The sequence below is a fragment of the uncultured Bacteroides sp. genome, from assembly GCF_902491285.1.
Lineage (GTDB): Bacteria > Bacteroidota > Bacteroidia > Bacteroidales > Bacteroidaceae > Bacteroides.
In genome coordinates this window covers 25,949-37,734 of the sequence record NZ_CABUHK010000056.1, presented here as the reverse complement: position 1 = coordinate 37,734, position 11,786 = coordinate 25,949, and the positions used below count along the sequence as shown (strand labels likewise).

General features: G+C 45.9%; 10 protein-coding genes. 8 read left to right on the top strand and 2 right to left on the bottom strand.

Translation table 11 applies throughout. The annotated features are described in order from the left end of the window. Positions 1-176 precede the first annotated feature (176 nt). The 6 genes from RDN93_RS14630 (at position 177) to leuB (ending at position 7,131) form a co-directional block, all read left to right on the top strand. Positions 177-434 (top strand): hypothetical protein, encoded by a 258-nt coding sequence (locus tag RDN93_RS14630; protein ID WP_308746195.1) that lies wholly within the window; start codon positions 177-179, stop codon positions 432-434. A 401-nt stretch (positions 435-835) separates the two neighbouring features. Further along, complete coding sequence (locus RDN93_RS14625; RefSeq protein ID WP_308746194.1) at positions 836-2,332, top strand: 2-isopropylmalate synthase; 1,497 nt, start codon at positions 836-838, stop codon at positions 2,330-2,332. 83 nt (positions 2,333-2,415) lie between these two features. Next, entirely contained in the window at positions 2,416-3,810 is a 1,395-nt protein-coding gene (gene leuC, locus RDN93_RS14620) for a 3-isopropylmalate dehydratase large subunit (RefSeq protein WP_308746193.1), read from the top strand. 42 nt (positions 3,811-3,852) lie between these two features. Then, positions 3,853-4,449 (top strand): 3-isopropylmalate dehydratase small subunit, encoded by a 597-nt coding sequence (gene leuD / locus RDN93_RS14615; protein ID WP_308746192.1) that lies wholly within the window; start codon positions 3,853-3,855, stop codon positions 4,447-4,449. Further along, a complete protein-coding gene (locus RDN93_RS14610) occupies positions 4,431-5,981 on the top strand; it encodes an alpha-isopropylmalate synthase regulatory domain-containing protein (RefSeq protein WP_308746191.1) in 1,551 nt (516 codons plus the stop codon). Before leuD ends, RDN93_RS14610 begins: the two co-directional genes overlap by 19 nt. 88 nt (positions 5,982-6,069) lie before the next feature. Beyond that, entirely contained in the window at positions 6,070-7,131 is a 1,062-nt protein-coding gene (gene leuB, locus RDN93_RS14605; protein WP_308746190.1) for a 3-isopropylmalate dehydrogenase, read from the top strand. A 96-nt stretch (positions 7,132-7,227) separates the two neighbouring features. Here leuB and RDN93_RS14600 read toward each other — a convergent pair whose 3' ends face one another. Together RDN93_RS14600 and RDN93_RS14595 are read right to left on the bottom strand one after the other, a co-directional pair. Then, complete coding sequence (locus tag RDN93_RS14600) at positions 7,228-7,917, bottom strand: phosphatase PAP2 family protein (protein WP_308746197.1); 690 nt, start codon at positions 7,915-7,917, stop codon at positions 7,228-7,230. Between the two features lie 96 nt (positions 7,918-8,013). Next, a complete protein-coding gene (locus RDN93_RS14595; protein WP_308746189.1) occupies positions 8,014-9,849 on the bottom strand; it encodes a sulfatase-like hydrolase/transferase in 1,836 nt (611 codons plus the stop codon). A 131-nt stretch (positions 9,850-9,980) separates the two neighbouring features. Here RDN93_RS14595 and cysK point away from each other — a divergent pair, with 131 nt between their 5' ends. Both cysK and RDN93_RS14585 read left to right on the top strand, forming a co-directional pair. Beyond that, positions 9,981-10,931 (top strand): cysteine synthase A, encoded by a 951-nt coding sequence (cysK, locus tag RDN93_RS14590; protein WP_308746188.1) that lies wholly within the window; start codon positions 9,981-9,983, stop codon positions 10,929-10,931. A 26-nt stretch (positions 10,932-10,957) separates the two neighbouring features. Next, the gene (locus tag RDN93_RS14585) at positions 10,958-11,776 is read left to right on the top strand and encodes a tetratricopeptide repeat protein (protein WP_308746187.1); all 819 of its coding nucleotides are present in this window, start codon (positions 10,958-10,960) and stop codon (positions 11,774-11,776) included. Positions 11,777-11,786 lie beyond the last annotated feature (10 nt).

Sequence of the window (11,786 nt, the reverse complement as noted above, 5' to 3'; positions counted from 1 at the left end):
CTCGTCACGCCGATGGTACTGCGTAACAGTGGGAGAGTAGGTAGCCGCCGTTTTTGAAGAGTCCCCTTGATTCATTAAGAGTCAAGGGGATTTCTGTTTTTTGGTAGTCTGAGAAAATTTAGCTATATTTGTCACCGACAATTATTTTATTAAACGTTTAAAGCAAATTTGAAGGTATGAAAACTAAATTATTTTTGGCTGCTGTAGCCGTAACATTTTCTTTTGCAATGATGTCTTGTACTGGTAACAAAACTACTAACGCTGCTGCTGAAGGCGAAGCAACAACAGTAGAAACTGTAGAAGCTGCTGCTGTCGTAGAAGCTGATTCTTGCTGCCAGGCTAAAGATTCTTGTGCTGCTGCTTGTGATAAAAAAGCAGATTGTGGTAAGAAAGCTGATTGCGCAGAAAAGAAAGAATGCTGCAATAAGAAGTAATCTATTGATTTAGACCAATAAGACAAGAGGGGGCAGAGTGAATCAAACACTCTGTTCCCTCTTTTTGTTTGATGGAATACACTCTTCTGTTAGTGATATATTTTAGATTATAGCAGGGTTTAACTTATGAAATGAAATTTTATCCGATAAAAAAGTAACGTTTTATTTGGTGGTAACGAAATAATCTCTACCTTTGCACCGTCAAACTATAAAAAGAGACAAGAAATGAATCAGATGTTTATACATATTCTACTATGCGGTATTATTATTCTACTATCAAAGGTTAGTGGAAGTGAGTGCTGCGCGTAAATGTGTATAAATGAAAATATACGAAAGCCTTTCTCACTTCCAAGTGTGAAAGGCTTTTTTTAATGCTAATAATTACATAATATAATAAGAATATGGACAATAGGTTATTTATTTTTGATACCACCCTCAGGGATGGCGAGCAGGTTCCGGGATGCCAGTTGAACACAGTGGAAAAGATTCAGGTAGCAAAGGCATTGGAAGCGCTGGGAGTAGACGTGATTGAAGCCGGATTCCCTATTTCAAGCCCGGGTGACTTTAACTCAGTAATTGAAATTTCTAAAGCAGTGACCTGGCCTACTATCTGCGCCCTGACCCGTGCCGTTCAGAAAGATATTGATGTGGCTGTAGATGCATTGAAATTTGCAAAGCATAAACGGATTCATACCGGTATCGGTACTTCCGATTCACATATTAAATATAAATTCAATTCAAACCGTGAGGAGATTATCGAACGTGCGGTAGCTGCTGTGAAATATGCCCGCCGTTTTGTCGATGATGTAGAGTTTTATGCAGAAGATGCAGGCCGTACGGATAATGAATATCTGGCACGTGTGGTGGAGGCTGTTATTAAAGCCGGTGCTACGGTGGTGAACATTCCGGATACGACTGGTTACTGTCTGCCTTCGGAATATGGTGCCAAGATTAAATACCTGATTGACCATGTAGACGGCATTGATAATGCAATTATATCTACTCACTGCCACAACGATTTGGGTATGGCAACTGCAAACACAATTGCAGGTGTCTTGAATGGTGCCCGTCAGGTGGAAGTTACAATCAACGGTATTGGTGAACGTGCCGGTAACACTGCGCTCGAAGAAATCGCTATGATTATTAAGAGTCACCACGAAATCGATATTCAGACAAATATCAATACTCAGAAGATTTATCCGACCAGCCGTATGGTATCCAGCCTGATGAATATGCCGGTACAGCCGAATAAGGCTATTGTAGGCCGCAATGCTTTTGCTCACTCTTCGGGTATCCATCAGGATGGTGTATTGAAGAATGTGCAGACATACGAGATTATCGACCCGCACGATGTAGGTATTGATGATAATTCAATCGTATTGACTGCCCGTAGCGGACGTGCTGCTCTGAAGAACCGCCTGACTATCTTAGGTGTCCAATTAGACCAGGAGAAACTGGATAAAGTTTACGAGGAGTTCTTGAAACTGGCTGATAAGAAGAAAGACATCAATGATGATGATATTCTGGTATTGGCAGGTGCAGACCGCAGTCAGAACCATCGCATCAAACTGGAATACTTGCAGGTGACAAGTGGTGTCGGTGTTCGTTCGGTAGCCAGCCTGGGATTGAATATCGCCGGTGAGAAGTTTGAAGGTTGCGCCAGTGGTAACGGTCCGGTAGATGCTGCTATCAAAGCATTGAAGAAGATTGTAGACCGCCACATGACATTGAAAGAATTTACTATTCAGGCTATCAGCAAGGGAAGCGATGATGTAGGTAAGGTTCATATGCAGGTGGAATACGATAACCAGATTTATTATGGATTTGGTGCGAATACGGATATTATCGCCGCTTCCGTAGAAGCCTATATTGACTGTATCAACAAATTCAAGTCGTAAAAAAAAGAGGTTGACACTCGTATCAACATTACAGAGATTGGTTAAAACAGAAAATAGTAATTAGTAAAATAGTAAATAAACAGATGAATACATTATTTGATAAGATATGGGATGCCCACGTGGTAACTACCGTGGAAGATGGTCCTACACAGCTTTACATCGACCGTTTATATTGTCATGAAGTAACGAGCCCGCAAGCCTTTGCCGGATTGCGTGAACGCGGAATCGGGGTGTTACGCCCGGAAAAGGTATTCTGTATGCCCGACCACAATACGCCCACTCACGATCAGGACAAACCGATTGAAGATCCGGTTTCCAAGACTCAGGTGGATACGCTGACGCAGAATGCGAAAGACTTCGGCCTGACACACTACGGCATGATGCATCCCAAGAATGGCATTATCCATGTGGTAGGTCCGGAACGTGGTCTGACACTGCCGGGAATGACAATCGTTTGCGGTGACTCGCATACTTCCACTCACGGTGCTATGGGAGCAATCGCTTTCGGTATCGGAACGAGTGAGGTGGAAATGGTGTTGGCATCACAATGCATTCTCCAGTCTCGGCCGAAAACAATGCGTATCACTGTGGACGGTGAATTGGGCAAGGGAGTGACTGCAAAGGATGTGGCTTTGTATATGATGTCTAAGATGACTACAAGCGGTGCCACCGGATACTTTGTGGAATATGCCGGTTCGGCTATCCGCAATCTGACAATGGAAGGACGTCTTACTCTCTGTAACTTGTCTATTGAAATGGGTGCGCGTGGTGGCATGGTTGCTCCCGATGAAGTGACTTTTGAGTATATCAGAGGTCGTGAGAATGCTCCGAAGGGAGAAGAATGGGAAAAGGCGGTAGCATATTGGAAAACATTGAAGAGTGACGATAATGCTGTATTTGATAAGGAAGTCCGTTTCGATGCGGCCGACATCGAGCCGATGATTACTTACGGAACGAATCCGGGAATGGGTATGGGCATCACTCAGCATATCCCTACTACTGAGGGTATGGGAGAAGCCGCACAGATTTCTTTCAAGAAATCACTGGATTATATGGGGTTCGAGCCGGGCGAGTCTTTGCTGGGCAAGAAGATTGACTATGTATTCCTGGGTGCTTGTACGAACGGTCGTATCGAAGATTTCCGCGCGTTCGCTTCTTTGGTGAAAGGTCGCAGGAAAGCGGAAAATGTGATTGCGTGGCTGGTTCCGGGGTCTTGGATGGTAGATGCGCAGATTCGCAAAGAGGGTATTGATAAGATATTGACGGAAGCTGGTTTTGCTATCCGCCAGCCGGGATGTTCCGCTTGTCTGGCGATGAATGATGACAAGATTCCGGCAGGGAAGTATTCGGTATCTACGAGTAACCGTAACTTTGAAGGCCGTCAGGGACCGGGGGCCCGCACATTGCTGGCAAGTCCGCTCGTAGCGGCTGCTGCGGCAGTGACGGGTGTGATTACTGATCCGAGAGAACTGATGTGATTCCAATCGTAAATAGTAAATCTTTAAATAGTAAATATCAAGATGGCTAAGACAAAATTTAATATCATAACAAGTACTTGTGTACCCCTTCCTTTAGAAAATGTAGATACTGACCAGATTATTCCGGCACGTTTCCTGAAAGCGACTACCCGTGAAGAGAAATTTTTCGGTGATAACCTTTTCCGTGACTGGCGTTACAATGCCGACGGTACTCTGAATAAGGATTTTGTGTTGAATAATCCTACTTATGGCGGACAGGTATTGGTGGCAGGAAAGAACTTCGGTTCCGGTTCGAGCCGCGAACACGCAGCTTGGGCGATTGCCGGATATGGTTTCCGTGTGGTGGTGTCCAGCTTCTTCGCCGATATTCATAAGAATAACGAGTTGAACAATTTTGTGCTTCCGGTGGTTGTTTCCGAGGGGTTCCTGCAGGAATTGTTCGATTCGATTGAAGCGGATCCGAAGATGGAAGTGGAAGTGAATCTTCCCGAACAGACTATCACCAATAAGGCGACAGGTAAAAGTGAACATTTCGAAATCAATGCTTACAAGAAACATTGTCTGATGAACGGATTGGACGATATAGATTTTCTGCTGAGCAATAAAGACAAAATAGAAGAATGGGAAAAGAAGGCGTGAAAATAGAAGTCATGGACACGACGCTCCGTGATGGTGAACAGACCAGCGGAGTATCTTTTGTGCCTCATGAGAAACTAATGATCGCCCGTTTGCTATTGGAAGATTTGAAGGTAGACCGGGTAGAAGTTGCCTCGGCGCGAGTATCGGAAGGCGAGTTTGAAGCTGTGAAGATGATTTGCGACTGGGCGGCTCGGCGTAATCTGCTTCAAAAAGTGGAAGTGCTGGGATTTGTAGACGGTCATACTTCGGTGGACTGGATACAGCGTGCCGGCTGCCGTGTCATCAATCTTCTTTGCAAAGGTTCGCTGAAACATTGTACGCAACAACTGAAAAAGACACCGGAAGAACATCTGGCGGACGTTATCGATGTGGTGCATTATGCCGATGAACAGGATATCACTGTCAATGTCTACCTGGAAGATTGGAGTAACGGTATAAAGGATTCTCCCGAATATGTGTTCCAGTTGATGGACGGACTGAAAGAGACGAGCATCAAGCGTTTCATGTTGCCCGATACACTGGGAATCCTGAATCCGTTGCAAGTGATAGAGTATATGCGGAAGATGAAGAAACGCTATCCGAATACTCATTTCGATTTTCATGCGCACAATGACTACGATTTGGCAGTGAGCAATGTGCTGGCAGCGGTATTGAGTGGTGTCAAAGGGCTGCATACTACCATCAACGGACTGGGCGAACGGGCGGGCAATGCTCCTCTCGCAAGCGTGCAGGCTATTCTGAAAGATCATTTCAATGCGGTGACCAATATCGACGAAAGCCGTCTGAACGATGTCAGTCGGGTGGTGGAGTCGTATTCAGGTATCGTGATACCTGCCAACAAGCCGATTGTGGGCGAGAATGTCTTTACGCAAGTGGCAGGCGTACACGCTGACGGTGACAATAAGAACAACCTGTATTGTAATGACCTGCTCCCCGAACGGTTCGGGCGGAAGCGCGAATATGCGTTGGGAAAGACAAGCGGCAAGGCGAATATCCGAAAGAACCTCGAAGACCTTGGGCTGCAACTGGACGAAGAGGCTATGCGCAAGGTGACGGAGCGGATTATCGAACTGGGTGACAAGAAGGAATTGGTGACTCAGGAAGATTTGCCGTATATTGTTTCCGATGTGTTGAAGCATGGTTCGATAGGCGAGAAGGTCAGGCTGAAGAGTTATTTTGTAAATCTTGCTCACGGCTTGAAGCCGATGGCAACGTTGAAGATAGAAATCAACGGAAAAGAATATGAAGAGAGTTCGGGAGGGGACGGTCAGTATGACGCTTTCGTTCGTGCGTTGCGCAAGATATATAAGGTGACGCTGGGACGTAAATTCCCGATGCTGACCAATTATGCGGTTACAATCCCGCCCGGTGGGCGTACGGATGCGTTTGTGCAGACGGTAATCACATGGAGCTACGACGAACAGGTGTTCCGTACCCGCGGACTGGATGCCGACCAGACGGAAGCCGCCATCAAAGCTACTATGAAGATGCTGAATCTCATAGAAGATGAATATGAGAAAAATAACGATTAATGATTAACGATTAATGATTGACGGAGAGCGAATTGTACTACGGTCTTCGGTTTATCACTAATCACTAATAAACTAAACATTAAATAACATGGATTTTAAAATTGCTGTATTAGCAGGCGACGGTATCGGACCGGAGATTTCTGTGCAAGGTGTAGATGTGATGAGTGCCGTTTGCGAGAAGTTTGGTCACAAAGTAAGTTACGAATATGCAATCTGTGGTGCGAATGCCATTGACGAGGTAGGAGATCCGTTTCCGGAAGAAACATATCAGGCTTGTAAGAACGCGGATGCGGTTTTGTTCTCTGCCGTAGGTGACCCGAAATTTGACAATGATCCTACCGCAAAGGTACGACCGGAACAAGGCTTGCTGGCTATGCGTAAGAAACTGGGACTTTTCGCTAATATCCGCCCCGTACAGACATTCAAATGCCTGATTCACAAATCTCCGTTGCGGGCGGAACTGGTAGAGAATGCTGATTTTATCTGTATCCGCGAATTGACCGGTGGTATGTATTTCGGAGAGAAGTATCAGGATAACGACAAGGCTTATGACACTAATTACTATACCCGTCCGGAAATCGAACGTATCCTGAAAGTGGCTTTTGAATATGCAATGAAACGCAGGAAACATCTGACCGTGGTGGATAAGGCGAATGTGCTTGCTTCTTCGCGCCTGTGGCGTCAGATTGCACAGGAAATGGCTCCCGATTATCCGGAAGTAACTACTGATTATATGTTTGTGGACAATGCTGCCATGAAGATGATTCAGGAACCGGCATTCTTCGATGTGATGGTTACCGAGAATACATTCGGTGATATTCTGACGGACGAGGGTTCTGTAATCAGCGGTTCTATGGGATTGCTTCCGTCCGCTTCTACGGGTGAAAGTACGCCGGTATTCGAACCGATTCACGGGTCATGGCCGCAGGCTAAGGGATTGAACATTGCTAATCCGTTGGCGCAGATTCTTTCTGTGGCTATGTTGTTCGAGTATTTCGACCTGAAGGAAGAGGGTGCGTTGATTCGTAAGGCGGTAGATGCTTCTTTGGACGAGAATGTGCGTACGCCGGAAATTCAGGTTGCCGGTGGTGCCAAGTACGGTACGAAAGAAGTAGGACAGTGGATTGTTGACTATATCAAAAAGGCTTGATAAAACTTTGGTAATCGAGAAAGTCTTATAAAGCAAAACAGAAAGCCCGGCATCGGAAATGGTGCCGGGCTTTCTGTTTGAGGATAGCTCTATGTTTTACCAGCTTTTAATCGTGGAATAGATAAGGATTCCGAGCACCGTCAGCAGTCCTGCATAAATGGTGACTGACGTTTGCTTGATTTCATTCCTTCTTGTGCGGGTGGATGGTTCTAAATATACAGCCGCTTTATAAGCGATGGTACTGAACATCCATCCGCCGAATCCGCCGATGATACCGCCGACAAGTAAATCGCCGGGATAGTGTACGCCCAAGTAAATGCGGGTATAGCAATTAAGGACAGCCCACGCTATGATGAAAAGACTTAGCCAGCGTTTGCGGAATGTGAATACCACATACAAGGCTAGTCCGAATGAATTTGCAGCATGACAGGAGGGGAATCCGTAACTTCCGCCGCGGTAACCGTTTACGATATATACCATATCGACAATCGGATTTTCGAGATTGGCGGGACGCAGACGGGCTACAACCGTGCGGATAAGGCTGCTGCACACTTGGTCGGCAAAGGTGATGGTAAGTGCGATAGCTATTACATAACACAGGACTGCTTTCCAGTGAAAGTTCTTTAGTAGGATATACAGGATGGTAGCGTACATAGGTACCCAGATTATCTTTCCGGTGAAGGAGGTCATAAAGTAATCCCAAAAAGGGGAGTGGATACCATTGAAAAACAGGAAGATATTTGTATCTATCTCTGACAGGATTTTAATGAGGCCGGTATTTACCATCATGCTTTATTGTTAAATTTTAGACGTCGCAAATATACAATAAAGAATAGGAAATTGTCCTATATTACCTTATAAATCTTCTATTATTCACTGTTCCTATCGTTTGGCAAGGTCATCATAGAGCTTCTGCAGAAAGGCTTTTCCTTTTTCCAGGTTTGCTCCTTTTTCCGTGCCTTCATCGAGTTGTACGGTATTGGCATCCAGATTATATACCAACTGGTTTTCGGGAGTCACCATACCGAAGAAGTTCGGGCGGGTGAAGTATCCGAAATGCGGAGATGCCGGATTCATGATATCCTTGCTGAAAGTAAATTCATCGTGCGGCAATCCCAGTTGGGAAAGCAGGGTGGCGGCAATATCTATTTGTGAGGCGTAAGTATCTATAACACGGGGTTCCTTGATTGCACCTCCAATTAGAATGAGAGGAATAGTCTGTCCGTCCAATGGATTTTCTATCGGATACGGATAAACTCCTTGATGATCCGGAACGAGTACAAATACGGTATTTTTCCACTGTGGAAGTTCCTTGTACTGTTTGACAAAGTCGCCTACGCAACTGTCGGCGTATGCGAAGGCGTTGAGCCCTTTATCATCCAGCCGGTGAAACGGAACTTCAAAAGGTTCATGGCTGCTTGAAGTCTGTACAAATTTCAGGAAGGGTTCTTTCTGTTCTTCTTCCTTCATGTCTTTCAGCAGGCGTTGGAACAAGACATGGTCATGTGCTCCCCATTTGCCTGTACGTTCGGATAGCGGGAAATCTTTGTCGCAAACAATCTTTTCGATGCCGGAAGACATCAGATAAGAGCGCATATTGGTGAAATCCGCGTCTCCGCCGTAATAATAATCCAGGCTATATCCGGCGTTTTTCAGGCTGCGCGGGATAGAGGGAAGTTTGTCCGTCTTTTCGGGATACTTCATAATACTGGTGCTCGGCTGTCCGGGGTAAGCGCTGATGATAGATGCCAGTCCGCGGTCGGTGCGGAAGCTGTTGGCATAGAAATTACTGAATAGGATGCCTTCTTTGGCGAATTTATCCATGTTGACAGCTACGTTGGGCTGTCCGCCGAAAGTTTCCATCAAGTGTGTGGAGAAACTTTCGAGAATGATAAAGATGATATTAGGGCGTTGGGTATTTAATAATTGTGGGATGCTGTCTGTCGCTGCGACAGGTTTGTCGGTCATTTCTGCAAATAGTTCGTCCGCCACTTTCGGATCCATGAAGCGGTATTGTTTGTCGAAGTTGGTCTGATGGGTGGCGGAATACATAAAGCTGAATATCGGATTGATGGCAGCATGGTTCATCCGCTGGTCCTGACTGAAATATACCTTGCTCAGATTCATGGTCGATACGGTGAAACCGCCACGGATAGGGATGAAAAGGGCGGCTGTCAGCAACAGGAGTGCGAGAGAGACATTTTGTCGCCGGTAGGGTATTTTCAACGGTTTTCTTTCACGGATAAGTACCATATAGAATATGTAGTATAAGAGGGCGGCATAGATAAGCATTGCCAGTATACCTAGCAGGACAAACCAGAAGCTGACACTTGCCATAGCGTCTTTGGGCGAAGAGAAGAAGTAGAAAATGGGGGTGGCGTCGAGACGGAATCCCCAGAAACCGTACAATCCCAGGTCGATGATAAAGAGGCAAGCCATGACGAAAGCGATTAATCCGAAGTAGCCTTGGCGGATGCGCCGCAGGATGGGCGATTGGGTCCAGGCGGAAGCTATGAGTATCAGTCCCGGAATGGCGGTAAGATAGCCTGCGAGGGATAAGTCCAACGGCAGGCCGTGCCACATGACACTGAAATAATCGCCGAAAGACACCTCATTATATAGGTCATGGTAGTAAACCATGAAGAACGGTTTTTGAAGAACGAATAGAAGAACAAATAAAAAATAGGTCGTGAGAAATTGTATGATTCTCTTTTTCATATCTGTAAACTTAAAAAGATTGAACGGATACAAAGTTACTATACTTTTCTTTATCTTTCTTATGATGTGATGTAAAACATACCTTTTTTTCCATATCTTTGCCCGATATGTGACAAAAATGAAGTAGTGAAATGGCAAAGATTGCAAAGAAACTGACAGATTTAGTGGGGAATACCCCTTTGATGGAACTTTCCGGTTATAGCGAAAAGTATGGTCTCGAACAAAATATTATTGCCAAACTGGAGTCTTTCAATCCGGCGGGAAGTGTGAAGGACAGGGTGGCTCTTTCGATGATTGAGGATGCTGAAGCACGCGGAGCATTGAAGCCTGGTGCAACAATTATTGAACCGACAAGTGGAAATACGGGTGTCGGACTGGCGATGGTGGCTACCATCAAAGGGTATCATCTGATATTGACCATGCCTGAGACGATGAGCCTGGAACGCCGGAACCTGTTGAAAGCACTCGGTGCGGAAATTGTGTTGACGGACGGACCGGGCGGGATGGCTGCTTCCATTGCCAAGGCAGAGGAGTTGCGCGACAGTATTCCCGGAGCGGTGATTCTGCAACAGTTTGAGAATCCTGCCAATGCCGCTGCGCATGAGCGTACGACGGGGGAAGAAATATGGCGGGATACGGATGGTGAAGTGGCGGTTTTTGTTGCCGGAGTAGGTACGGGCGGAACGGTTTGCGGTGTGGCCCGTGCATTGAAGAGACATAACCCGAATGTTTATATAGTAGCGGTGGAACCGGCAGCGTCTCCTATATTGGAAGGGGGGCAGGCAGCTCCACACCATATTCAGGGAATCGGGGCGAATTTTATTCCGAAACTGTATGATGCTTCTGTGGTGGATGAAGTAATCGGTGTGCCCGATGATGAAGCGATTCGTACGGGACGCGAGCTGTCAACTACGGAAGGTTTGCTGGCCGGAATATCTTCGGGTGCGGCGGTGTATGCAGCCCGCCAGTTGGCACAGCGTCCGGAATTCAAGAACAAAAAAATCGTAGCGTTGTTACCTGATACGGGAGAGCGTTATCTGTCTACCGAGTTGTTTGCATTTGACGCGTATCCGTTGGACTGATTCATTAATTATACCCCGAATTATATATGGTAAGAATTATTATAGCATTACTCTTTTGTTTTCCGGTTGCCATCTGTGCGCAGACTTATCAGCAGTTGTCTGAAAAAGCAATCGAATGTATTGAGAACGATAGTCTTCCCCAAGCTGAAGAGCTTCTGATCAAGGCTTTGAAGATGGAACCGAAGAATGCAAAGAATGCGTTGCTTTTTTCTAATCTGGGCTTGGTGCAGCGTAGGATGGGAGAGTTTGACAAAGCGCTCGAATCTTATTCTTTTGCACTGAACTTTGCTCCGTTGGCAGTTCCTATTTTGCTTGACCGTGCCGCTATTTATATGGAGATGGGAAAGACGGATAGGGCTTACACGGATTACTGCCAGGTGCTTGATGAGGATAAAAAGAACAAGGAAGCGTTGTTGATGCGCGCATATATTTATGTGGTTCGCAGGGATTATCCGGCTGCACGGATCGATTATAACCGTTTGTTGGAGATTGCTCCTCAGAGTTATAGCGGTCGGCTCGGACTGGCCACCTTGGATCAGAAAGAAGGGAAATTCCGTGAAGCTCTTGAGATTCTGAACAAGATGATTGTGGAAAGCCCTAACGATGCGACACTTTACATTGCCCGTGCCGACGTGGAGCGTGAGATGAAGCACGACGATTTGGCATTGGTGGATTTGGAAGAAGCTATCCGGCTGGATGCGTCATCGGCAGATGCCTATCTGTTGCGCGGGAATATCTATCTGGCTCAAAAGAAGAAAGCATTGGCAAAAACGGATTTTGAGAAAGCAATATCTTTGGGAGTGCCACCTGCCGATTTGCATGGGCAACTTCAACAGTGCAAGTGATGTTATTCTT

Excerpts from the sequence above, each read along its gene's own strand:
- RDN93_RS14630 (WP_308746195.1), top strand. The coding sequence starts at position 177 with ATGAAAACTAAATTATTTTTGGCTGCTGTAGCCGTAACATTTTCTTTT.
- RDN93_RS14625 (WP_308746194.1), top strand. The coding sequence starts at position 836 with ATGGACAATAGGTTATTTATTTTTGATACCACCCTCAGGGATGGCGAG.
- leuC (WP_308746193.1), top strand. The coding sequence starts at position 2,416 with ATGAATACATTATTTGATAAGATATGGGATGCCCACGTGGTAACTACC.
- leuD (WP_308746192.1), top strand. The coding sequence starts at position 3,853 with ATGGCTAAGACAAAATTTAATATCATAACAAGTACTTGTGTACCCCTT.
- RDN93_RS14610 (WP_308746191.1), top strand. The coding sequence starts at position 4,431 with ATGGGAAAAGAAGGCGTGAAAATAGAAGTCATGGACACGACGCTCCGT.
- leuB (WP_308746190.1), top strand. The coding sequence starts at position 6,070 with ATGGATTTTAAAATTGCTGTATTAGCAGGCGACGGTATCGGACCGGAG.
- RDN93_RS14600 (WP_308746197.1), bottom strand. The coding sequence starts at position 7,917 with ATGGTAAATACCGGCCTCATTAAAATCCTGTCAGAGATAGATACAAAT.
- RDN93_RS14595 (WP_308746189.1), bottom strand. The coding sequence starts at position 9,849 with ATGAAAAAGAGAATCATACAATTTCTCACGACCTATTTTTTATTTGTT.
- cysK (WP_308746188.1), top strand. The coding sequence starts at position 9,981 with ATGGCAAAGATTGCAAAGAAACTGACAGATTTAGTGGGGAATACCCCT.
- RDN93_RS14585 (WP_308746187.1), top strand. The coding sequence starts at position 10,958 with ATGGTAAGAATTATTATAGCATTACTCTTTTGTTTTCCGGTTGCCATC.